Here is a 23,395-nt window from a genome sequence, read left to right as displayed (position 1 = left end):
GACGCGATCGAATGCAACGGTTCGTCCGAAATGGACGAAACCGGTGTTGTGTGCGAGGAATTCGACGAATCTCGCACACAACACCGGTCTCGACGGGGGTCCGGTGGTCTCCGGTCAGAACACGCGCAGTCCGAGGCGTCGCCGCGTGCGCAGATCGAGCAGATAGGACTTCCACAGCAACGGCCACACCCATGGGGTGACGCGGTGCAGGCGACGGACCGCCACGAGATAGCGGTCGAAGCGTCGCTGGTCGTCGGCGGTCCACGGGTACTGCATGAGGTCGCGGAACTCCGGCGGCAGTGCACCGCGGGTGATCAGTTCGAACGACCTGCCGAGCACCCGGTGGATCCCGCGGCCCAGTCGTCCGAGGCGCACTTCGAGGAACGCGAGATTGCAGAGTTCGGTGAGGTACTCGCGCACCTGCTCGTTCATGGAGAGGTCGGCGACGCCGGCCTTCCACAGTTCCTCGTACTCCTCGCGGGTCGTGGGCCACGACTCCGGCCGGACGTTCAGTGTCGTCGCGAGGGTCGCGCCGTCGCGGAGGATCCGGGCGTACTGCTCCTCGGTGAGCGGGCCGTACAGGAACTCGTGCTGGTCGATGAAGTACTTGAGCAGGCAGACGGCGACCCACAACTGCAGGGCGGGGGAGTTGGCGCTGTAGCGGACCTCCGCGCCGGGTGACGACGTGACCCGGGCGTGGATCTTCCGTACCGACTCGCGGACGAAATCGCGGTCGGCCTCGGTGCCGAACACCGCGACCGCCAGATAGGTGCCGGTCGTGCGGGCCCGCTTGACCGGATGGAGATCGGCGCGGCCGGAGTCGACCGTGCTGTCGACGACGCCCTGGCCGACGCCGGGATGGGCGAGCTGCATGATGACGTTGGCGGCGTTGATCGTGCCACCGAGCGGTGAGACGAGATCGCCGAGAGTGTCGATCGTCCGCATGACCCCTCCATCTGAAGACGGACGTGTTCAGTTGATGCGTGCCACTCTAGCGCGTCTTCGTGGGGTCGAGGGATGCGCCGGCCAGAACTCCGCGCACGACCGTCTCGTAGATGTGGTCGAGATCGAGCTCGTCGCCCAGGAAGCCGCTGCTCTGGAGGACCGCGAAACCGTGCAGGGCCGCGAACATGCCGACCGCGGCCTCGAGCGTCTCCTCCTCCGGAACGCCGCAGGATGCGAGCATCGTGCGCAGAGCGACGTTGGCGTCCAGTGCGGCGGCGAGCAGACCGTCGCGGTCGACCGGTGCGGTGGTCAACGCTTCGTAGCGGCGGGGATGTTCGACGGCCCAGGTGTGGTGGGCGTCGATCAGGGCGCGAAGCCCGTCGACGCCGCTGCGGCCCATCGCGACCTCGCGCAGATGCGCCCCGAGATCGCTCATCGCGCGGATCTGCACGGTCGCCCGTACGTCGTCGAGATTGCGGACGTGGTTGTACAGCGAGGCCGTGACGATTCCCAATCGCGACGAGAGAGTGCTCATCGTGAGCTGTTCCCATCCCAGCTCGTCGACGATCCCGAGCGCTGCTGCGACGACCTTGTCGCGGGTCAGTGTCCGCCGACGCACGGGTCGGGAATTGTCGTCTGCCATGGAAACAGTCTAAGGGGCTTCCATTCCGAACGAAGGTGAGTAGTTTATAAACGAATGCCATTCGTACACTCCCACGAGAGCGGCTTCATGACGACTTCACCCACAGATCTCAAGAACCCCGACGTCTTCGCCCAGGGGGTCCCGCACGATTACTTCTCCGAACTCCGGCGCACCTGTCCGGTCCACCGCCAACCCGAGGAGGGCGGCGCGGGCTTCTGGGCCGTCACCCGGCACGCCGACGTCATCGCGGTCTCCCGCGACAGCGCGACCTTCTCCTCGGCGCTCGGAACCACCCAGATCGACGATTTCGACGAGGAGACACGCCTCAAGCAGGCATCCATGTTGCTCAACCTCGACCCGCCGGAGCACACCCGCCTGCGGCAACTCGTGAGCCGAGGGTTCACCCCGCGCATGGTGAAGACGCTCGAGGAGCGCATCCGGCGAACGTGCGAACGCACCGTCGACGCGGCGATCGAGGCCGCGCGCGACGGCACGGTGATCGACTTCGTCCCGGCGATCTCGGCACCACTGCCGCTGGAGGTGATCGCAGCGCTGCTCGGCGCACCGGCCGAGGACGTCGGGAAGCTCTACGACTGGTCGAACCGCATGATCGGCTGGGACGACCCCGAATACGGCACCACCCAGGAGGACGGCGAGCTCGCCGCCGCCGAGATCTTCCTGTACGCCAACGAGATCGCCGCGCAACGACGCATCGAACCGCGCGACGACATCGTCTCGAAGCTGGTGTGCCCCGACGAGAACGGCGACACGCTCTCCGAGATGGAGTTCGACATGTTCTTCGTCCTGCTCGTCATCGCGGGCAACGAGACGACGCGCAACGCGATCTCGGGCGGGATGCAGGCCTTCGTCGACCATCCCGAGCAATGGCGCCGGTTGCAGGACGATCCCGGTCTGATCGACAGCGCCGTGGAGGAGATCCTGCGCTGGGTCACCCCCGTGGTGGGCTTCCGCCGCACGCCCACATGCCCGGCGTCGATCGGCGACCAGCACGTCGAACGGGGCGACAAGGTGATCGTGTACTACCCGAGCGCGAACCGCGACGAGGAGGTCTTCGACGACGCGCACGTCTTCGACATCGGGCGCGAGCACAATCCGCACGTCGCCTTCGGGGGGACGGGTGTGCACTTCTGTCTCGGGGCACATCTGGCGCGGCTCGAACTGCGGATCATGTTCGAGACCCTCGTTGCCCGTATCGACCGGGTCGAACCGGCCGGCGAACCGCGGCGGTTGCGGTCGAACTTCATCAACGGTGTCAAGTCCATGCCCGTCCGTATCCACCCACGAGAGCACTGAATTCGCCGAATGAACGCGTTGCGGGCATTGCCGCCCCCCTCCAACCGTAGTAATGTCCAGACACGTGTCCAGAAACGTGAATCTCGAATCGACCCGTCGCCGCCTGACCGAGAAGCAGGCCGACACGGTTGCGAGGCTCACGCAGGCCGCGGTCGAGGTGCTCCGCGAGGAGGGATTCACGGGGTTGACGGTGCGTATGGTCGCCGCCCGTGCCGGTGTCGCCCCGGCCACCGCCTACACCTACTTCTCGTCCAAGGAACACCTCGTCGCCGAGGTGTTCTGGCGTCGCTTGGCCAACGCTCCCACGGCCGACGCCGAGAGCACGAGCCGTGCCGATCGGGTGGTCGCGGTGCTGAGGGGAATCGCGCTGCTGTTGGCCGACGAACCCGAACTCGCGGCCGCCGTCACCAGTGCGCTGCTCGGTCACGACCCCGATGTCGAACACCTGCGTGCGCGCATCGGACTCGACATCCGTCACCGGATCTCGGCAGCGCTCGGCGCCGACTCCGATCCCGACGAACTCGAAGCACTCGAACTGCTCTACGCCGGCGCGCTGGTCCGGGCCGGTATGGGCTACGGCACCTACGAGAAACTCGCCGACAGGCTGGAGACATCCGCCCGACTTCTATTGGAGTGATCCATGATCCAGGCATCCCCGGGCTCCGCGTCGCACGCAGGGCCCGCTTCGCCCGATCCACCGACGCTCGGCCCCGTGATCTTCAACCCGTACGACTACGCCTTCCACGAAGATCCGTATCCCACCTACCGCCGCCTCCGTGACGAGGAACCGGCCTACCACAACCCCGACCTCGGGTTCTGGGCCCTGTCCCGCCACGCCGACGTCGTCGCGGCCTTCCGCGACAACACCAGGCTCTCGAGCGCCAACGGTGTCTCGCTCGATCCGTCCGCCTACGGGCCCAACGCGCACAAGGTGATGTCCTTCCTCGCGATGGACGACCCGCGCCACATGCGCATGCGTCGGCTCGTCTCCAAGGGATTCACTCCGCGGCGCGTCGCCGACCTCGAGGAACGCATTCTCGAACTGACCCTGCGCTATCTCGAACCCGCGGTGGAGGCAGGGGAATTCGACTGGATCTCGGAGTTCGCGGGCAAGCTGCCCATGGACGTGATCTCCGAACTCATGGGCGTACCCGAATCCGACCGCAGTGAGATCCGCCGCCTCGCCGACCTCGTCGTCCACCGCGAGGAGGGCGTGCTCGACGTGCCGGTCGCCGCGATGGAGGCATCGCTGCACCTCGTCGGCTACTACGCCGACATGCTCGCCGAACGCCGGAAGAAGGACACCTCCGACCTCACGTCGGCGTTGCTGGCCGCCGAGATCGACGGAGACCGGCTCACCGACGACGAGATCATCGGCTTCATGTTCCTCATGGTGGTCGCAGGCAACGAGACCACCACGAAACTCCTCGGCAACGCCCTCTACTGGGGAGCGCACAACAAATCCGAGGTGGCGCAGGTACTCCGCGATCCCGTTCGCGCACCGCAGTGGGTGGAGGAGACCCTCCGCTACGACACTTCGAGCCAGATCGTCGCCCGCACCGCCGTCGCCGACATCGAACTGCACGGCGCCACCATCCGGTCCGGCGACAAGGTACTGCTGCTCATCGGATCCGCCAACCGCGATTCCGACGTCTTCGACACCGCCGACGACTTCCGCATCGGACGCGACAGCTCCCAGAAGATCGCCAGTTTCGGTGGGGGAGTGCACTTCTGTCTCGGCGCACATCTCGCCCGCCTCGAGGCGAACATCGCGCTGGAACAGTTCGCCCGGCGCGTCGCCGACTACGAGATCGACGAGGACCGCTGTGAACGTGTCCATTCCACCAATGTCCGAGGCTTCGCGGCCCTTCCTGTAGAGGTCACCGAACGACATGCCTAGATTCGAACCCCATCCCGAACGCCGTCCCGCGCTGGTCGCCGGAGCCTCCTCCGGAATCGGTACCGCCACCGCCTACGCGCTCGCCGAGGCCGGGCACCCCGTCGCGCTCGGGGCGCGCCGCGTGGAGGAGTGCGCGGCGATCGCGGAGAAGATCCGCGGCGAGGGTGGCGAGGCCTTCGCCCACTTCCTCGACGTGTCGTCCACCGAATCCGTCGACGAGTTCGTCACCGCGGCCGAGGAGGCCCTCGGCCCCGCCGAGATCGTCGTCTCGGGAGCGGGCGACATGGATTTCGCGTTGCCGCACGAGATGGATCCCGACCGGTTCGCCTTCCAGGTGAACGTGCACCTGATGGGCACACAACGTCTGGCCCATCGTGTGCTGCCCGGCATGATCGACCGGAAACGCGGCGACTTCGTCGTGATCGGATCCGACTGTGCCGTGCTTCCCCGGCCCTGGATGGGTGCCTACAACGCCGCCAAGACCGGCCTCGAAGCGCTCGTCCGCGAAATGCGGATGGAACTCGAGGGTACGGGTGTCCGCGCATCGGTCGTGCGCCCAGGGCCGACGCAGACCGGTGCCGGCATGACCGCGCCGGCGGAGGTCCTCGAACCGATGCTCGAGGACTGGGGCACATGGGGTTTCGCCCGACACCCCTACTTCCTTCGTGCATCCGACATCGCCGCGGCCGCGCTCTCGGTCGTCTCGGCCCCCCGCGGCGCCCACATCGTGCTCATCGAGGTTCAACCCGAAGCGCCCCTGCGGAAGGACAATCCATGACCACACTCGTCGAGCCCCGGCGTGTGTCCGGCGGCGAACACGAACACGGCCACCTCGAGGAACTGCGCACCGATCCCATCGCGCTCATGCGCCGGGTGCGCGAGGAGTGCGGCGACGTCGGGGTCTTCCAGCTCGCCGACAAGAAGGTCGTACTACTCTCCGGTGCGGAGGCCAACGAGTTCTTCTTCCGTGCCGCGGACGAGGATCTCGACCAGCAGGCCGCCTATCCGTTCATGAAGCCGGTCTTCGGTGAGGGCGTCGTCTTCGACGCCAGCCCCGAACGCCGCAAGGAGATGCTGCACAACTCGGCGCTGCGTGGCGAACAGATGCGGGGCCACGCGGCGACCATCGACCGCGAGGTGCAGGACATGGTCGCCGGCTGGGGCGACGAAGGCGAGATCGACCTGCTCGAATTCTTCGCCGAAATGACGATCTACACGTCGTCGGCCTGCCTGATCGGCAAGAAGTTCCGCGACCAGCTCGACGGACGATTCGCCCACCTCTACCACGATCTCGAGAAGGGCACCGACGCACTGGCCTTCGTCGATCCCTACGCGCCGATCGAGAGTTTCCGGCGACGCGACGAGGCCCGCCGCGGACTCGTGGCACTCGTGCAGGAGATCATGGACGGACGCATCGCGAACCCGCCGCAGGGCAAGGAGGACCGCGACATGCTCGACGTCCTCGTCTCCATCAAGGACGAGGACGGCAAGGAACGGTTCAGTGCCGACGAGATCACCGGCATCTTCATCTCGATGATGTTCGCCGGCCACCACACCACCTCCGGCACGGCGGCCTGGGCGCTCATCGAACTGCTGCGCAACCCCGAGTACATGCAGCAGGTCACGGCAGAACTCGACGTCCTGTACTCCGACGGTGAGAGCGTGAGCTTCCATGCACTGCGGCAGATCCCGGTGCTCGAAGCGGTGCTCAAGGAGACACTACGCCTGCACCCGCCGCTGATCCTGCTTCTTCGGGTCGCGCGCGACGACTTCGAGGTCGCCGGATACCGGATCTCGGAGGGCGATCTCGTGGGTGCGACACCGGCGATCTCCAACCGGATCCCGGAGGACTTCCCGGATCCCGATGCCTTCGATCCCGGCCGCTACATCGACCCCAATCAGGAGGACATCGTCAACCGGTGGACCTGGATTCCGTTCGGGGCGGGTCGGCACCGCTGTGTGGGAGCGGCGTTCGCGCTCATGCAGCTGAAGGCGATATTCTCGGTTCTGCTGCGCGACTTCGAGTTCGAACTGTCCCAGCCGCCCGAGACCTACCGCAACGACCACTCGAAGATGGTGGTCCAGCTCGAACAGCCGTGTGCTGTGCGGTACCGACGTCGCACCCGGGCGGCGTCCGGCACCGGCACAGCGACGCAGGAGTGAGGTTCGGATGAGGATCGAAGCAGATCTCGATCTGTGTCAAGGACACGCGATGTGCTCGATGGAAGCCCCGGACGTCTTCGCCGTCGCCAAACGGGGTGAGGTGGAGGTCCTCCTCGATCCCGTGCCGGAGGAGATGCATGCCGACGTACGAGCAGCTGTGAAGTACTGCCCCACCCAAGCCCTTCGCATCGTCGAAGACTGAGGACCAGGAGACAGGATGGCCACGTTCGATCGTGCCGAGCTCGACGAGATGATCACCCGCTGGGTCGACGCCAACAAGCGCGCCGAGGCCGAAGGCGACTGGAAGCCTTTGGCCGACATGTACACCGAGGACGCCACCTACGGCTGGAACTACGGCCCGAAGGACGAGTTCATGGCCGTGGGACGCGAGGAGATCCGCGACCTCGCGCTGGGCCAGGAGATGGACGGGCTCGAAGGCTGGCAGTATCCCTACCAGCAGTTCGTCGTCGACGACCGCTCCGGCGACGTGATCGGCTTCTGGAAGCAGATCGCCGACAGGACCCGCGAGAACGGCGAGCACTACGCGGTGCACGGTATCGGCGGGAGCTGGTTCCGGTACGGCGGCAACTTCCAGTGGTCGTGGCAGCGCGACTTCTTCGACTTCGGCAACGTCTCGCACCTGTTCCTCGAGATGATCACGGCGAACGCGCTCTCCGACGGCATGCAGAAGCGGATCGAACGGTCTACGGGGAAGAAGCGGCTCCCCGGTTGGTACCGGGTCGGCGAGTCGCCGGTTCCGTTGTGGTGACCGGCGTGGACACCGGCGGATCGTTCGCCGCGCTCTCCCGCACCGCTCTCGCTGTGCTCGTCCCCGAACTGTTGCTGTGCGGTCAGCTCATCGACCGTTCGGGGATGGCGCATCTGATCTCGGCATTCGGTCGGGAGGACATGGCGGAGGTGGCCATCGAGGAATGGCAGGCGTCCTCACCGTGGTACACGCGCCGCATGCAGCGTGCCCTGAAGTTCGAAGGCGACGACGTCGTCACGATCTTCAAGGGCATGCAGCTCGACATCGGGGCGCCCCCGCAGTTCATGGACTTCCGTTATCGCGTCCACGACCGCGACCACGGCGAGTTCTGGCTCGACCACTGCGGGGCGCTGATGGACGTCGAGCCGCTCGGCGACGCCTACGTGACCGCGATGTGCCACGACATCGAGGACCCGACCTTCGACGCCACCGCGCTCGCCACCAATCCGCACGCCCGGGTCCGGCCGATCCATCGGCCGCCCCGTGCGCCGGCCGACCGGCACCCGCACTGCGCGTGGACGGTCACGATCGACTCCTCGTACGACCCACCGGCTGTCGAACCGCACACCGAAGCGCTCGGCCGGACCGCGGCCGTGGCACTCGAGCTGAGCCCGATCGACCACGATGGAGAGGGGAGACACGACTATTCGGGTCCCCTCCTCGCAGACCTCCGGTTCGACGAGTTCTCGAAGCCGGCCCTGGTACGCATCGCCGAGGAGGTGTGCCTGCAGCATCACCTGCTCGCTCTCGGCTTCCTCATGAGTGTGCGCAAACGAACCGACGAGCAGTCTGCGATCGAGCTGACCCGCAAGCAACTCACGGGTATCGCCGGCATCACGTCCGAGCGCATCCGTACCGCGCTGGGATTGCCGCGCTCGTTCGCCGGCCTGTCGGTGGTGCTCGATGTACACCCGATGCTGGCACCGGACCGGTATGTCGATCGGGTGATCTGTTTCGACGACGACGCGCTGGGTCTCCGGATCAATCGGCGAGGTGGCGCCTTCGACGACGGGTCCTGGCCCACCTTGATCGACGCCGAACACCTCGGCCCGCTCGACGCCCTGGTGCGCGGTGTGGACCCGCACTTCACCACCCGCCTGGTCTCTGCGACCGACGAGGCTCTCGTCGTCGAGGTGTTCCGTGACGAATCCCCGGCGAAGGAGTGCGACGAGGTCGCCATCACGCGCTTCAGTACGGGTTCGTCCTTCGTCTTCGAAGATCGGGGAATCCCCCTCCCGCTCACCGTTGTCTGACCACGCTCCAGGAGAGCCCTTCGTGAATAGTGCGCTGTCCCGCCGTACCTTCCTGCGGGGAACCGTCGTCGGCGGTGCGGCCGTTGCCGCGTTGTCGTTGTCCCCGATCCCACGCGCACGCGCCGAGGTCACCGAGGAGCGCCATCGGGCAGTCGTCGTGGGCAGCGGATTCGGCGGTGCGATCACCGCGCTGCATCTCGGCCGGGCCGGTGTGCAGACGCTCGTCCTCGAACGTGGGATCCGCTGGCCCACCGGGCCGAACGCCGAGACGTTCCCTCACATGCTGCAACCGGACCGGCGGATGTCGTGGTTGTCGCCCGCCCCGGTGATGACCGGTACTCCGCCGATCCCGACCGAACCGTTCACCGGGCTCATCGAACGGGTTCCGGGGAACGGTATGGACGTCATGTGCGGCGCGGGGGTCGGCGGGAGTTCGCTGGCCTATCACGGCATGACCGTGCAACCCGACGGGCAGCGATTCTCCGATTCGGTGTCCTCGCGTATCGACTACGACCTGCTGGCCTCCGACCACTATCGGCGGGTGGCACGGGTGCTGAGGGTCGCGACCATTCCGGACGATCTGCTCGACCACGATCGGTACCGGTCCTCACGCCAGTTCCTGGACCGTGCAGGTTCGCAGGGCTACGACACCTTCAGAGTGCCGATGTGCATCGACTGGGACTTCGCGCGACGGGAGCTGACCGGGGAACTGAAACCGTCCTACACGACGGGCGACGTCATCTACGGAGTCAACAACGGCGGTAAGTTCTCGGTCGACGTCACCTATCTCGCCGAGGCGGAACGCACGGGGCACGTCACGGTCGCGCCGCTGCACCGGGTCGGCGACATCGAGCGTGCTCCGGACGGCACCTGGATCGTGCACGTGGACCGGATCCACACGGACGGAATGGTTCTCGAACGCAAGCGGATCCTCGCACAGTCGCTGTTCCTCGGTGCCGGATCGGCCGGCACGACCCGTCTCCTCGTGAAGGCGAAGGCGAAGGGGCTCGTCCCCGATCTTCCCGACGGCGTCGGAACGGGATGGGGCAACAACGGCGACCGGGTGTTCGCCGTGACGAGCCCGCTCGTCAGTCCCGGCGACCATCAGGGCGGGCCCGCCTGTGTGGGTATGCGCGACTACACCGATCCCGCCGGCCCGTTGATGATCGTCACCGGCCCGGTGCCGTTCCCCGTCGATGTGGGAACGACCACGATGATCGGTCTGGGGATCGTCGACGGCCGAGGAGTCTGGCACTACGACGCCGGCCGCGACGATGCGGTCCTGAACTGGGATCAGGCCTACGACCGGGAACTCACCCGCGCCATCGAGGCCCGCATCCGGCGGATCGCGGGACCGGCCTCGATCGTCGTCGACGTCAACGCCGTCGACATCAACACCTTCCATCCGCTCGGTGGTGCGCCGTTCGGGACGGTGTGCGACGACGCCGGTCGCGTGCACGACCAGCCCGGCCTGTATGTGGTGGACGGCGCGAAGATTCCGGGATCGACCGGGGCGTGCAATCCGTCGATGACGATCGCGGCGCTCGCCGAGTACGGCGCCGATCGGATCGTCTCTCGCGACCTGGATCGCGTGTTCTGACCCGATGGGTGGTTCCGGTGGCCCCGATGGGTGGTTCCGGTGGCCGGGCCACCGGAACCGTTCCGGCTGTCAGCCTTTCGCAGCCGACAGGCCGGCGCGACGCCCGAAGAAGCTTCCGTCGCCCAGCGACGTGCCGCTCGCATACCCCCACGCGCACACACCCGACGTGCAGCGACCCGCAGCGAACAGGCCGGGGATCGGATCGCCGGACACGTGCAGCACCTCCGAGTTCACCGAGGTGCGCAGACCGCCGAGCGTGAAACCTGCTGTGCAGTTGCGCAGATCGAGCGCCGCGATCGGGCTGCCGATGGGCTTGACCCACTCGCTCTTCTTGCCCAGCACCGGATCGCTGCCGTTCTCGGCGTGCCTGTTGTAGACCTCGACGGTCGCCTGCAACGTCCCCACCGGCAGCTCCATGTCGGATTCGAGTTCGGCGACGGTCTCTGCGACCCACTTCGGACGGAACCGGAAGAAGGGCGTCGAACTCGTTGCCGCACAACCCTCCTCGTACGCCTGTTCGTCGATGATCAGATAGGCCTGGTTGTCGTTCTTCAGCAGCGTGAGCTGACCGATACGGCCCGGATAGGTGTCCTCGGGGACGTACCGCTGACCGCGGCCGTTGACGAGGATGCCGCGGGCCATCAATTGCGGGTCGCCGAAGAAGGCGACCTCGGTGGCGTCCATGTGCGCGAGATCGGCGCCGAGTGCCTGCGCCATGCGGATCGCGCGGCCGTCGTGCTCCTCGATCGCCGCACCCGGGCGACCGCTGAGTTGCGGCGCGTACGACTCGACCATCTCCTTGTTGTACGCGAAACTGCCGGTCGCGAGGACGACGCCGCGGCGGGCCCGGATGTGGACGTCCTTGCCGTACTGCTTGGCCGTCAGGCCCACGACACGTCCGTCGCCGTCGACGATCAATCGCTGCACCCGCACGTCGTATTCGGCTCGTACACCGAGGCTTTCGGCGACCTGCGAGAGCGGCTGCATGAGCATGTACCCGCCGCCCTTCTCTCCGGTGCGCTTGTCGGTCATCTGCGGGACGTGCCCGCGCGGGGCGGGCGTGGCGATCTCGTTGAAGGGCGCGGAGTTCTCGCCGCCGGAGTACATCAGGCCGTCGTCACCGGGGATCTCCCACCCGGGTTCGCCCCAGAAGCTCTCCTTGAACACCACACCGTTGTCCACGAGCCACTCGTAGTGTTCGACGCTGCCCTCGCAGTACTCGGTGATCTTCGCTTCATCGGCGCCCGGCCCGAGCGCGGCGAGCATGAACGCCTTCATGTTCTCGGGCGAGTCGTCGAATCCGAGGGCCTTCTGCAGCGGGGTGCCGCCGCCGAGGTAGACGATGCCGCCCGACAGCGAGGCCGCACCGCCCCAACCGCCGGTCCGTTCGAGCACGAGCACGTCGGCACCGGCGCGGGCGGCCTCGATGGACGCCGAGACACCGGCGATGCCGTAACCGGCGACGACGACGTCGGCTTCGTGGTCCCAGGTGGAGACGCTGTCGGCGGGAAGGGGATGGAGATCGGTGCTCATCGGGGTCCGTTCGGGTCGGTGATCAGTGGTCGAGTTTCGAGGCGAGTCGGTCGATGTACGCGACGACGTCGTCCTGGGGACGGTCGGGCAGGCCGAAGATCACCTCGGTGACCCCGGAGTCCTCCCAGATCCTCAGTTGCTCGGCGTCGTGACGGCCTGCCAGGGCGAGGATCTCGGGAGTCCCTGCACGGCCGGCATCGGCCCAGGCCTTGTGGAGGCGCGCGACGTTGTCGACGACGTTGTTCTCCGTGGGTGTGGTGATCCACCCGTCGGTGTGGCGGACGATCCAGTCGAAGTTGCGGTCGGTGGAACCGGCGCCGAGGAAGATCGGGGGCCGTGGCTGCTGCACAGGTTTCGGCCACGCCCAGCTCGGCCCGAACGCGACGAAGTCTCCCTCGTAGGAGGCCTCTTCCTCGGTCCACAGCGCCTGCATCGCTTCGAGATACTGGCGCATCGCGGTGCGCTTCTTCTTCGGCGGTACGCCGTGGTCGGCGAGTTCCTCGGCGTTCCAACCGAATCCGACACCGAAGTTCACCCGGCCGCCGGAAAGGTGATCGAGGCTCGCGATGGTCTTGGCGAGCGTGATGGGGTCGTGCTCGAGGGGCAGTGCGACGGAGGTGCCCAACTTGATCGTCGACGTCACCGCGGCTGCGAGTCCGAGCGCCACCCACGGATCGAGGGTGCGCATGTAGCGGTCGTCGGGAAGGGTCTCGTTGCCCGTTCCCGGATGCGCGGATTCGCGACGGATCGGGATGTGAGTGTGTTCGGGCACATAGAAACTGTCGAAACCGCGACTCTCCGCGGTCGAGGCAGCGACTTCGGGCCGGATTCCCCGGTCGCTCGTGAACAGGGTGATTCCGTGGCGCACAGCAGCCCCTCTCCAGACGGTGACGGAGAAAATGTAACGCGTTCTACATCCGGAGGGAAGAGATTTCCGGACACCTGTCTGATTGTGGCCGGTCGGCGGTACGAAAAGGCAGGCGCACCACGCTGAACTATCCTCGAAACGGGCATGAACGGAAGGTGGCGTGATGACGGAGCAGTCGACGACGGAGACCGCGGGCGAGGAGTCGGCGTCGACGCAGACCTCGCGACCGGCCCTCGGGTCCACCCGGTCGCCCGGTGCGGGCCTGCGGCCGGCGCAGCGGGCGCGGTACATGCGGATCATCGCCTCCGCCGAGGAGCTCGCCTCGGAGGGCGGTTACGACGCCGTGCAGATGCGGGCTGTCGCAGACCGATCCGGTGTCGCTCTCGGTACGGTCTACCGCTACTTCCCGTCGAAGAACCACCTGCTCGTCGTGGCGCTCGTACTCGAATTCGAGACCGCCGCCGAAGCCGTGACCACCGCGGAGATCCCGGGCGGCAGTGCCGCCGAGCGCCTCATGGGCGTGCTGCGCGGGGTGATGCCGCGGCTGTCCGAGAACCCGCTGCGCTACGACGCGCTCGTTCGGGCGGCAATGTTCGCCGATGCGTCCTCGGCGGCCGAACTGGACCACCTCGGGGAGGTGCTCACCCGGCTGTTCGCGCAGGCTGCGGGCCTCGATATCGTCACGGAAGAGGTGCTCAACGCCGTACGGATCATCGCGGACGTGTGGATGTCCTCGCTCGTCTCCTGGGTCGCAGGGCGGCAGAGTGTCGGCGATGTGCTCGCCCACATGGACACCGCCGTCACACTCGTGTTCGACAGGCTGACCGAACTGCAGCGGGCGAGCTGAGGCCCACCCGCTGCATCCGAGCGCCCGGTCAGGGGGCGGGCACGTCCACGATCCCGATCGTGGGCAGGAAGAAGCACGAGGCGGCGCCGTTGCGGACGGTACCGAAGACGGCCGAGAGCACGGTGCCCGAACCCGTCTCGACCGGCGCGACCCGCACCCCACCCATGGGCAGTGTGTCGGCGATGAAGCGCGCGACGGCCTGCTCGACGATCCCGCGGGCCGGTCCGGTGACGGTGTCCGGGATGGCTCCTGCAGCGGCCTCCTCCGGCGTGCCCATCGGCACGAAGCCGCCTTGCAGGGTGTTGATGTTCAGCCACGCGAGCTGTATTCCGGTGGTGTCCGCGTCACCCTCGAGGCCGAGGGGAACGAACGCGAAGAGTGTCTCGGCGGGGTTCACCAGGTTCAGGGGTTCGAGCATCGGAACCGGTCTGTACTCGGGCCACGGGCCTGGCAGCGCACCCGCGACGGCCGGGACGGTGCCCAACGGCAGGTCGCCGTCGGCTGTGCAGAACGGCGCTCCGGTGGGGTAGAGGAACGGTTGGATGCCGAGGCGCCCCAGGAACTCCATGCCGTCCTCGTAGGCGCCGAGCGGTGTCGACTCGGCCGCCTCGACGGCGCTTCCGCGAGCATTTGCGATGGCTTCGGCCGCAGCGAGTGCGGCAGGCTCACCGTCCGGCAGCGCGCGGAGGGCATCGAGAGCGGCCGAAAGTGGGCTCTCGGCGGGCACCTGCGCCGGCACTGCCGGCTGCGCCGGTGCCGGATCGGCGGCGGCAGTCGCGGGCAATGCCAGGCCTGCGGTGAGCGTGAGCGTTGCGGCGACCGAGAAGCGGCTCACGAGGTGGCGGTGTCTGCGGCTCATGTGGGGTTTTCTCCTGGTGTGGGTCGTAGCACCCGGTCGGGCCTCTGCCTAACTCTTAAGTAGAGGTTGAGAGTATGACCCGTACAGAACAACACACGGGCGGCGCTCCGGCCAGAGCGCCGCCCGTGGTGTTACCGAACCGACATCCTCACGAGTCGGTCATCGCGGATCAGTCCGGATCGTCCGGATGCTTGCGCAGATGAAGGATGCTCAGCACCAGGCCACCCCACAGGGTGGTCAGCGCGAGGAGCATCATGACAATGGCTGCGGTACTCACTTGCTACCTCCGGTGGACGACGGATCGGCTCCGGACGAGACGTCATCGGACGATGCGGAGACTGTTGCGGACGCCGGGACGGACCCTGCGAGAGGACGGTTCTCATCGAGTTCGTATTCGAGATCGATTCCCTTGCGCCACGGGATGAACGCCAGGACGACAGCGAGGACGATCACCCCGATCTGTACGCTCCACCCGAACACCGTGACCAAGCTGTCGGGAAGGCCGCCGTATCCGTCGCGGATGCGATCGCGGATCTCGCTGAACAGCATGTAACCGAGGACGAGCGGCGTGATGATGCCCGTGAACACCATCCAGCCCCTTCCCAGCTTGAACGACGACACCGAGTTGAGATGGTCGCGCATCTCGGGCAGTCGACGGTAGATCCACGCGACCACCACGAGCGCGACGAAGGCGACACCGACGATGCCGAACTGATTCGCGAAGCGGTCCACTACGTCGAGGGTGTTCAGCCCGGTCGTCGTGGGGAACAGCAGCAGCGACACGATCGCAGAGACGCCACCGATGGCGAGAACCGCCGGCACCCGGCCGAGACCGGTCTTGTCCTGGAACGCCGAGACGGTCACCTGGATGATGCTGATCATCGATGTGAAACCGGCGAAGACGAGCGAGCCGAAGAACAACACGCCGAAGATCGGGCCACCCGGCATCTCCGAGACGATCGTCGGGAAGGCGATGAATGCGAGACCGATACCGCCCGCAACCACCTCGCCGACCTCGACTCCCTGAGCCTGCGCCATGAAGCCCAGCGCAGAGAACACACCGATGCCGGCGAGTACTTCGAAGCTCGAGTTCGAGAATCCGACTACCAGTCCCGAGCCCGTCAGGTTCGTCTTGCGCTTGAGGTACGACGCGTAGGTCACCATGATGCCGAAGGCGACGGACAGCGAGAAGAAGATCTGCGCGTACGCCGCGATCCACACTCCGGTGTCGGTCAGCGCCGACCAGTTCGGGCTGAAGAACGCGTCGAGACCCGTCGTCGCACCGTCGAGAGTCAGGGCCCGTACCACGAGCGCACCGAACAACACGACCAGCAGCGGCACGAAGATCCGGTTCGCATTGCCGATGCCGCGCTGCACGCCGAGAGCAAGCACTGCGAGCGTCGCGATCCAGACCAGCAGCAGCGGCCACGCGACACCGGGCACGAAGCTCAGCCCGAATGTCGCATCCGCGTCCTGGTTCAGGAACGAACTCATGAAGAAGCCCTCGGGGTCGTCGCCCCACGCTTCGGTGATCGAGAAGAAGGTGTACCGCGCGGCCCACGCCACGATAACGGCGTAGTACACGCCGATGACGAAGCACACCAGTACCTGCCACCAGCCGATGAACTCCGCGCCGCGGCGCAGCCTGCGGAATGCCAACGGCGGCGACCCCCGGAACTTGTGCCCGATCGCATAGTCGAGCAGCAGGAGCGGGATGCCCGCCGTCAGCAGCGCAACCAGATACGGGATCAGGAATGCGCCACCGCCGTTCTCGTAGGCGATGTAGGGAAAGCGCCAGATGTTGCCGAGTCCGACGGCCGACCCGATCGCCGCCATGATGAACACCGACCGGCCTGACCAGACCTCCCGCTTGCGAGTGACCTCTTGCTGTGCCACGGACCTAGTCCTCCATTCATTCGGATGGAGCAACGCTAGCGTCCGAACAGCGTGTGCACGAAGTTTTTGCCTCCCGATCGGTACGAGCAGGCAGCGGTCCGGATCGGCGGACGTGCCTCAGTCGTCGTCCCAGAGCCGGAGGTCTGGGGGAGTCTCGTCCACAGCGTGGGAAGCACCGCGATAGCGGAAGGCGAAGACGATCCAGCCCACGACGGCGACGAGCACGAAACTGATCAACCTGTAGACCACGACCGCGGACAAGGCCTGCGCCCCCGACATCCCGCTCGCGGTGAGGGCCGGCACCAGCACCGCGTCCATGACGCCGAGTCCTGCGGGAAGCAGCGGGATGACGCGGCTGGTGGCGGTTCCGGCCGCATAGGCGACCGCGATACCTGCCAGGCTCGGCGCCCCACCGACCGCGTATGCGGCGAATGCCAGGCACGCCCCGTCGCACGCCCAGTTCGCCAGCGACCAGCCGAAGGCGCGCGCAGCATGCGGGCGGTCCAATTGCACCGCGCTCAATTGGGCGACGATCTTCTTCCATGCGCGCGCGCCGGCCTCCTCGGACTTCTTCCGCATCCGGTTCAGCCCCCGCAGGGCGATCAGGCCGATCGACTCGAACGAACCCGGATTGCCCGCCGCGTACTGGATGAGCACGACCATCAGCAGCAGACCGCCGATAGAGAAGATCAACGAGAACGGGTTGTTGCTGGCGCCGACGAGAAGAGCACCCACGAGACCGAGCAGAGCGAGCCCGGCCGCTTGGAGGAGACCGGCCATGACCAGCTGCCAGGTCGCCACGACCGGCGACGCACCCCAATGGCGCATCTGCCGGTAGGTGAAGGTCGTCCCGACGACCGGCCCGCCCGGAAGGGTCACGCTCATCGAGTTCGCTGCGAGCGTGACCGAAAGTGATTGCCACTGCGAGATCTTCACGTCCGCAGCGGACAGCAGCGCCCGCTGGGCCCGCGCAAACGTCGACATCTCCGCCATCGACGCGCAGACCGCCGCGAGAATCCACCCCCACTGCAGATGGTCGAGGCGGCGGACGCTCTCGGAGAGCTCCGGCCAGACGAGCACGACCTCGACGGTGAGGACCACGACCAGCAATCCGCCGATGATCCACTTGAGGTAGCGACGGCGTTTCGGGGTGAGCCGTCCCGTGCCCTCGTGCGCGGCATTCGCGTGTGCGCCCTCGGGCGCTGCGTTTGCGTGTGCGCTGTCGGGCGCGGGGTCCTGCGGGACGTCGTTGTGTGGCGTACCGTCGTCGTCCGGATGTCCGGGCTTCACCGTCTCGTTCGACATCTATTCGCTGGGCCAGCTCGACAGTGTCCGTCGGTAGAGGTCTTCGACCTCGGCTATGTGCTCAGGGAGATTCTCCCGCGACCAACCGCTGACGTCGATCGGTTCGAGCACGGCAACATCGACGGTACCCGAGCGCAGCAGGGACGAATGCTTCCACAGAATCTCGCCCGCGTTGCGTATCACGACCGGCACGATCGGCACGCCTGCCTGCATCGCGATGTGGAAGGCCCCCTTCTTGAACCTGCCGATCGCCGGGGTCAGCGAGCGTGTGCCTTCCGGGGCGATGACGATCGATGTCCCCTGCCGAAGGGTGTCGACGACCGGGCCGAGCGCAGCGACCGCCCGTTCGGTGTTCGTACGGTCGACGAAGGTGGCTCCGACGAAACGCAGCAGCGGCCCGAAGAGCGGATCGTTGGCCATCTCCTTCTTGGTCACGCCGGTGAAGTCCTGCCGCAGGACCTTGGCCAGCACCACCGGATCGAGCTGACTCTGGTGGTTGAAGATGAACACCGCCGGTCGCGCGGCCCACGCGTTCGCCTCGCCGACGATGCGCACGTTCACTCCCGCGAGAGCCAGGGAGACCTCGGTGCCGATGCTGATGATCGAATCGAGGGCGGTCTTCCGGTTTCGATTGACCAGGCCGAGGCCGAGGCCGGTCCACACGGAACCGAACAGTCCGCCGTATGCGGCTGCAGTTCGGGCGAGTTCCTTCACGCCGGGTGTGCCGCGGGGCCGGAAACGCAGGATCGGCCAGTCGCGTTCGAGCGCGACGCGGGCGAGCGTGCGATCGGGATTTGTGGCCGTGGGATTCCCGGTCAGGGCCAGGAATTCCACGTCCTCACCGCCGTTGGAGTAGGCGTAGCTGCATGCCGTCTCGATGCCGTGGGTCTCGGCGAAATCGCGCGCCGCTTCTGCTTTCCCGCTGCGCCACAGAGTCTTACCGTTCACCCGGCCGGTGAGTACACCGTTCTCGACCTCGAGGGGAGTGAACAGGATGTGCTCGACGCCCAATGCGTCCCCGGCGGCCTGGATCTGGTAGCGGGATGCCGACGAGGCGATCACCACCGTGTGGCCCGCATTCTGGTGCGCGCCGACGAGCTGCCAGGCCTCCGGGTACAGATGCCCGGCAATCGTCGTCATGAACAGACGGCTGCCGATCTCGTAGAGCTCGTCCTCGGTATGTCCGCGCCATGCCTTGAACGCGATCGCGACGAAGCGTTCGAAATCCTCTTCGCTCTCCGTCCCCCGTAGTCCGTTGAGCATCGTCGCAGCAATTTCGGAAACGGAGACCTTGCCGGCGAGCATCCGATCGCGGAAGAAGTGAACACCCGAGAAGCCGTGGACGATCGTGCCGTCGAAATCGAAGAAGGCTGCGATCTCGGGTCCGTGCGGACCCGTGCGCACCCGCTCGAGGGCTTGCTCGATGTTCACCTTTCCACCTTCCTGTTCGACACGTCGAGCGATTCGGCGAGCGCGACCCGACCGGCCAGCGCCGACAGCTCCGTCGCGAATGCACGCCTGCGTTCGCGGACGACATCGGCGTCTTCGTTCCGGTCGAGCAATCCCCGGTTGCGTGCCAGGTCGAGCGCGGACGCGAACAATTCCGACGACACCGATTCGGGTCCGTACAAGCGGCGTTGCAGCAGCATCTGCCGACCCACCGCTACGCACTCGGACAGGAAGGCGGCGCGGTCGACCTCGAGCGCCGGGTCGCGGACGGCGAGGCGTTCGGCCACGACGAGCTGCGCGTCGAAGAACGACCGCAGGGTGCGGTGCGACATGAAGAAACCGGTCTCGATGAGGACGGTGAGGGCATCGTCCTTCGTGGGGGGTGTATCGCCCCAGGAAGGGAAGAGGCCGGCCAGCTCGTCGCGCATCTGCGCCTCGAAGGTGTCGCGGTCCGGGAAGAAGAACTCGAACTTCAACAGGTCACGAAGGTTCCTCACTTCTTCCCACGCGACCCTGGTGGGGTCTTCTCCGGGATTGGCGTGCGCGTAGAGGATCGCCAGTTCCATGATCGACCGGTTCACGAACCAGTGCACTCCGCTGTTGCGGTAGAACGCCGCGACGAGATGCTGGCCCGGCTGGATGGAGTACACCGGTTCCACCCCACCGGCGTAGGTCGTGACGACTCCCGCATGGGTCAGGGACGAGAGCACGTCGTCCAGGCCACCCTCGACGTCGAGCATGTGCACGCCACCCTGCGGAACGCCACGACGGTCGAGGTAACGGCGGACCGGCGCGATCACGGCTCTCACCTCCTCGAGCGTGAGCGATCTGTCGCGTACGCCGAGCAGTGCCAGCGTCACCAGGCAGTTCACCGTCACCGGAGTGTTGCGGTTGATGCCGACCGCGACTTCGAAGGCGACCTTCTGCAGAGCTTTGCGGTGCGCAAGCCGCATCTCTTCGGGGCCTGTCGCCGTGGACTCGCGGGCCATGAGCGCAGGAGCACCCAGGTCGGGATCGCCGCCGGCGACCAGCAGGTCGCGCATAGACAGCGGATCACCGAATCGCACGTACACGTTTCCGGCGCGCTTGCGTTGGTTGCGGGCGTATCTGACGAGCCATGTCAGGCCCTCGGGTTTCTTGGTGGCGCCGGTCTGCTCGGCGGCGACGGCCGCGACCTCGGCGAGCCCCTCGTAGGTGATCGACACCGGTACCAGCATCACGTCCTCGACCCGGCCTCGTCGGATCGCGTTGGCCACGTAGTTGAGCAATCCGTAGCGCGGAGGCCGGAGCTTGCCCGTCCGGGTACGGCCACCCTCGAAATACCACTCCAGGTTGAATCGCTTGCTGAGCAGGAACGCGAAGTACTCCTCGAGGGCGGCCTTGTAGACGTCGTCGTCGGCGAAACTGCGCCGGATGAACACCGTCCCGGTGCGGCGGGCAACGGGGCCGATCGGCCAGAACGTGAGGTTGGCCCCACCCATGATGTGGTTACCGGGAAAGTCGTTCGCCGCCAGGATGTCGCCGAGGACGAGGGCGTCGGCATAGGAGCGATGCGAGGGAAGGAACACCAGGGAATGCCGACGGTTGGACTCTCGTAGCGCACGCAGACCTGATTCGTCGGCGTGTACCGTCCAGGCCGCCGCGTGCAGTGGCCGCATCGCCTGCGTGAACAGGTCGGTGACAAGACGTGACTGCACCGCGACCAGTTCGTCGAGCGAACTGCGCGCCCGCGACTCCACCTCGGCCCGCGACATGCCGTGCTCGGTTGCGATCTCGGCGAGACGGCGCCGGAAGGCCGCCGAGTCCATGATCTGCGCGGCGACGAGCCGCGGGACCTTGTAGCGGTCGCCGATCACGGCGCGTTCGGCCCGTTCGAGGGCGACGACGGCGCGGCGTGTGACGTACCGCGCGAGAGCCTCGTGGTCGGCGTCGCGGTCCTCCTCCGTGAGCGCAGCGCGGAGTTCGGTCAGCCGAGCAGGTTGTGCCACGACGATGCGGTACCGGTCGGCGCCCTTGCGCACCAGCCATTTCTGTACCAGGAGATTCGGATTGCGCGGGTTGGTCAGGGCAAGTACGTCGGAGAACCGCACGCGTCGCGCACCGTCCCGCTCTGCCGGCAGCCACGCGACACGCACGGGCAGGATCAGCGGGTCGTCGGTTCGGGTGACGAGTCGTTCCGCGAGGACCCGGGAGTCGAGATCGTACGCCTCCGGCCGGATCGGGGTGCGGTACTCGGTGGGTACCGCGTCCGAGCGCAGCCATTCCTCGATCATCGTCCGCTCGAGCGTCGTCGTGTACGCGACGACTGCCACCGTGGGCCCGCCGGAGGTGGGCACGGTGCCGCCCGATCGGGCAGTGTCGTCCGTTCCTGCGTGCTGCAGTTCGTGGTTTCTCATCTCACCCCGTCCAGAAGTCGCCCCGGTGTGAAAGTTACCTGTCGTGGCCGGTTCGTTCGGGCGATCCGGACGAGAACGGCAAGGCTGTTCGCAGGTGCACCGGTGCTGTGTCTGAACGACAATGTGGTGGGCGAACGACTCGGGGCCCGCCGACGGCTGGGAGGACGATGTGACCGCAGGTGCCGGAGTGGAAGGTGTCGGTTATGCGGGGCTGAGGGAGACGCACTCCTCGGTGGTCTTCTTCGTCGGCGATCGTGTGCACAAGATGAAGAAGCCGCTCGACCTGGGCTTTCTCGACAATCGCACGCGCGAGGCACGTGAACGGATCTGTCACCGTGAAGTCGAGCTCAACCGCCGTCTCGCGCCGGACGTCTATCTCGGTGTCGCCGATGTGTACGGCCCCGACGGGCAGCTGTGCGAGCACCTCGTCGAGATGGTCCGGTTACCGGACGACCGGCGACTGGCCGAGGCCGTACGACGTGGGGAAGACGTGTCGGCGGTGATCGACGAGGTCGCCCGCCAGGTCGCCGGGTTGCACGCCGCCTCGCCGCACAATCCCGATATCGACCGGTGTGCCTCGGCGGATTTCGTCGCCGGGTTGTGGGAGCTCAGTCTCGATCATCTCGGCCGCTTGGCAGTGGGAGCGGTGCGGGCCGATCGACTGGAACGGATACGGGAGGCCGTGCGGGGATTTCTCGTCGGCCGGCGTGCGTTGTTCGATGCACGTCTTGCCGCGGGCCGGGCCGTGGACGGGCACGGCGATCTGCTCGCCGACGACATCTTCTGCCTCGCCGACGGCCCGCGCATCATCGACTGTCTCGAATTCGACGACGAATTGCGTTTCGGTGACGCGTTGCTCGATCTCGCCTTTCTCGCAATGGATCTCGAACGCCTCGGCGCCGAGGACGCAGCACGGCGATTGCTGGAGCAGTACGGCAACGTCTCGGATGATCGCCCGCCTCCTTCGCTCGTGCATCACTACATCGCCTACCGTGCACTGGTGCGGGCGAAGGTGACCGCCCTGCGCTACGAGCAGGGTGACGCCGGCGCGCGAGAGATGGCGCTGGGTTTCGTCGATCGACTCGAGCGCCATCTCGACCGCGGACGCGTGCGGATGGTGCTCGTCGGGGGTGTCTCCGCGACCGGCAAGACGACGCTCTCGCGGACGATCGCGACGGATCTCCGGGCGCGGCTGTTGCGGAGCGATGTCGTCCGCAAGGAACTGGCGGGCCTGCAACCCACCGACCGCACGGGTGACGGCACGGATGCCGGCCTCTACGCGCCGGCACATTCCACGGCGACCTACCGGGAGCTGCTCCGCCGGGCCGAGACCGCTCTCGCCCAGGGATGGTCCGTCGTGCTGGATGCGACCTGGTTGTCGGCCGGACACCGCGACGCCGCCCGCGAGGTCGCCGAGCGTGCGGCAGTGGACCTGATCGAGATCGAATGCCGGGCCGACAAGGGAATCCTCCTGCAGCGCATGGCATCCCGTGCCGAACGTGGCGATGACGCTTCCGACGCCACGCCCGCGGTACTCGAGGAGCAACTTCGGCGACGGGATCCGTGGCCCGAGGCGGTCGCCCTCGATACGGCGCCGGGGACCGCCGATACCGTCCTGCTCGAGCGTCTGGTCGGTCCCGCCCCGTGGTGAGCAC

Annotated in this window: 21 protein-coding genes; 11 read left to right on the top strand and 10 right to left on the bottom strand. The window is 66.8% G+C overall.

The window, feature by feature from the left end; all coding sequences use genetic code 11:
• Nucleotides 1-114: 114 nt before the first annotated feature.
• Both ABZ789_RS02940 and ABZ789_RS02935 read right to left on the bottom strand, forming a co-directional pair.
• Nucleotides 115-945 carry an oxygenase MpaB family protein gene (locus tag ABZ789_RS02940; RefSeq protein ID WP_230788169.1) on the bottom strand — a complete coding sequence of 277 codons (831 nt, stop codon included), beginning with the start codon at nucleotides 943-945 and terminating at the stop codon, nucleotides 115-117.
• Between the two features lie 46 nt (nucleotides 946-991).
• Nucleotides 992-1,588: a TetR-like C-terminal domain-containing protein gene (locus ABZ789_RS02935; protein WP_230788166.1), complete on the bottom strand. Its 597-nt coding sequence runs from the start codon at nucleotides 1,586-1,588 to the stop codon at nucleotides 992-994.
• 87 nt (nucleotides 1,589-1,675) lie between these two features.
• On the opposite strand from ABZ789_RS02935, the gene ABZ789_RS02930 reads away from it, so the two are divergent.
• The 9 genes from ABZ789_RS02930 to ABZ789_RS02890 all read left to right on the top strand — a co-directional run bounded on the left by ABZ789_RS02930 (nucleotide 1,676) and on the right by ABZ789_RS02890 (nucleotide 10,587).
• Nucleotides 1,676-2,902 carry a cytochrome P450 gene (locus tag ABZ789_RS02930; RefSeq protein ID WP_120281487.1) on the top strand — a complete coding sequence of 409 codons (1,227 nt, stop codon included), beginning with the start codon at nucleotides 1,676-1,678 and terminating at the stop codon, nucleotides 2,900-2,902.
• A gap of 76 nt (nucleotides 2,903-2,978) precedes the next feature.
• Complete coding sequence (locus ABZ789_RS02925; protein WP_016693012.1) at nucleotides 2,979-3,539, top strand: TetR/AcrR family transcriptional regulator; 561 nt, start codon at nucleotides 2,979-2,981, stop codon at nucleotides 3,537-3,539.
• A gap of 75 nt (nucleotides 3,540-3,614) precedes the next feature.
• On the top strand, nucleotides 3,615-4,802 hold the full coding sequence (locus ABZ789_RS02920) for a cytochrome P450 (protein ID WP_358419215.1): 1,188 nt from the start codon (nucleotides 3,615-3,617) through the stop codon (nucleotides 4,800-4,802).
• Nucleotides 4,795-5,580: an SDR family oxidoreductase gene (locus ABZ789_RS02915; RefSeq protein ID WP_358418662.1), complete on the top strand. Its 786-nt coding sequence runs from the start codon at nucleotides 4,795-4,797 to the stop codon at nucleotides 5,578-5,580. The genes ABZ789_RS02920 and ABZ789_RS02915 overlap by 8 nt, the downstream gene beginning before the upstream one ends.
• Nucleotides 5,577-6,965 carry a cytochrome P450 gene (locus ABZ789_RS02910; protein WP_159416653.1) on the top strand — a complete coding sequence of 463 codons (1,389 nt, stop codon included), beginning with the start codon at nucleotides 5,577-5,579 and terminating at the stop codon, nucleotides 6,963-6,965. The genes ABZ789_RS02915 and ABZ789_RS02910 overlap by 4 nt, the downstream gene beginning before the upstream one ends.
• A 7-nt stretch (nucleotides 6,966-6,972) precedes the next feature.
• The gene (locus ABZ789_RS02905; protein ID WP_120281491.1) at nucleotides 6,973-7,167 is read left to right on the top strand and encodes a ferredoxin; all 195 of its coding nucleotides are present in this window, start codon (nucleotides 6,973-6,975) and stop codon (nucleotides 7,165-7,167) included.
• Between the two features lie 15 nt (nucleotides 7,168-7,182).
• A complete protein-coding gene (locus tag ABZ789_RS02900; RefSeq protein WP_120281492.1) occupies nucleotides 7,183-7,734 on the top strand; it encodes a nuclear transport factor 2 family protein in 552 nt (183 codons plus the stop codon).
• A complete protein-coding gene (locus tag ABZ789_RS02895) occupies nucleotides 7,728-8,987 on the top strand; it encodes a hypothetical protein (protein ID WP_358418657.1) in 1,260 nt (419 codons plus the stop codon). The genes ABZ789_RS02900 and ABZ789_RS02895 overlap by 7 nt, the downstream gene beginning before the upstream one ends.
• A 22-nt stretch (nucleotides 8,988-9,009) precedes the next feature.
• Nucleotides 9,010-10,587 carry a GMC oxidoreductase gene (locus ABZ789_RS02890; RefSeq protein ID WP_159416651.1) on the top strand — a complete coding sequence of 526 codons (1,578 nt, stop codon included), beginning with the start codon at nucleotides 9,010-9,012 and terminating at the stop codon, nucleotides 10,585-10,587.
• 69 nt (nucleotides 10,588-10,656) lie between these two features.
• Here the strand turns inward: ABZ789_RS02890 and ABZ789_RS02885 are convergent, their stop codons facing one another.
• Complete coding sequence (locus ABZ789_RS02885; protein ID WP_159416650.1) at nucleotides 10,657-12,120, bottom strand: FAD-dependent oxidoreductase; 1,464 nt, start codon at nucleotides 12,118-12,120, stop codon at nucleotides 10,657-10,659.
• 22 nt (nucleotides 12,121-12,142) lie between these two features.
• Entirely contained in the window at nucleotides 12,143-12,988 is an 846-nt protein-coding gene (locus ABZ789_RS02880) for an LLM class F420-dependent oxidoreductase (protein ID WP_159416649.1), read from the bottom strand.
• A gap of 163 nt (nucleotides 12,989-13,151) precedes the next feature.
• Between ABZ789_RS02880 and ABZ789_RS02875 the strand changes: the two genes are divergently transcribed.
• Nucleotides 13,152-13,835 (top strand): TetR family transcriptional regulator, encoded by a 684-nt coding sequence (locus tag ABZ789_RS02875; RefSeq protein WP_358418652.1) that lies wholly within the window; start codon nucleotides 13,152-13,154, stop codon nucleotides 13,833-13,835.
• 28 nt (nucleotides 13,836-13,863) lie between these two features.
• On the opposite strand, the gene ABZ789_RS02870 is transcribed toward ABZ789_RS02875, so the two are convergent.
• The 6 genes from ABZ789_RS02870 to ABZ789_RS02845 form a co-directional block, all read right to left on the bottom strand.
• Nucleotides 13,864-14,694 (bottom strand): hypothetical protein, encoded by an 831-nt coding sequence (locus ABZ789_RS02870; RefSeq protein ID WP_358418650.1) that lies wholly within the window; start codon nucleotides 14,692-14,694, stop codon nucleotides 13,864-13,866.
• Nucleotides 14,695-14,863: 169 nt separating this feature from the next.
• Nucleotides 14,864-14,971 carry a methionine/alanine import family NSS transporter small subunit gene (locus ABZ789_RS02865; RefSeq protein WP_358418647.1) on the bottom strand — a complete coding sequence of 36 codons (108 nt, stop codon included), beginning with the start codon at nucleotides 14,969-14,971 and terminating at the stop codon, nucleotides 14,864-14,866.
• On the bottom strand, nucleotides 14,968-16,590 hold the full coding sequence (locus ABZ789_RS02860; protein WP_358418645.1) for a sodium-dependent transporter: 1,623 nt from the start codon (nucleotides 16,588-16,590) through the stop codon (nucleotides 14,968-14,970). Before ABZ789_RS02860 ends, ABZ789_RS02865 begins: the two co-directional genes overlap by 4 nt.
• Before the next feature lie 117 nt (nucleotides 16,591-16,707).
• Complete coding sequence (locus tag ABZ789_RS02855) at nucleotides 16,708-17,895, bottom strand: YbhN family protein (protein ID WP_358418642.1); 1,188 nt, start codon at nucleotides 17,893-17,895, stop codon at nucleotides 16,708-16,710.
• Complete coding sequence (locus ABZ789_RS02850) at nucleotides 17,896-19,326, bottom strand: HAD-IB family hydrolase (protein WP_358418639.1); 1,431 nt, start codon at nucleotides 19,324-19,326, stop codon at nucleotides 17,896-17,898. It abuts the gene before it with no gap.
• Nucleotides 19,323-21,740: a glycerol-3-phosphate 1-O-acyltransferase gene (locus ABZ789_RS02845; RefSeq protein ID WP_358418636.1), complete on the bottom strand. Its 2,418-nt coding sequence runs from the start codon at nucleotides 21,738-21,740 to the stop codon at nucleotides 19,323-19,325. Before ABZ789_RS02845 ends, ABZ789_RS02850 begins: the two co-directional genes overlap by 4 nt.
• A 169-nt stretch (nucleotides 21,741-21,909) precedes the next feature.
• Here ABZ789_RS02845 and ABZ789_RS02840 point away from each other — a divergent pair, with 169 nt between their 5' ends.
• Nucleotides 21,910-23,391: an AAA family ATPase gene (locus ABZ789_RS02840; protein WP_358418633.1), complete on the top strand. Its 1,482-nt coding sequence runs from the start codon at nucleotides 21,910-21,912 to the stop codon at nucleotides 23,389-23,391.
• Nucleotides 23,392-23,395 lie beyond the last annotated feature (4 nt).

The sequence above is a fragment of the Rhodococcus sp. NPDC047139 genome (genome assembly GCF_040643435.1).
Lineage (GTDB): Bacteria > Actinomycetota > Actinomycetes > Mycobacteriales > Mycobacteriaceae > Rhodococcus.
This window is presented reverse-complemented; position numbering and strand designations above follow the sequence as displayed.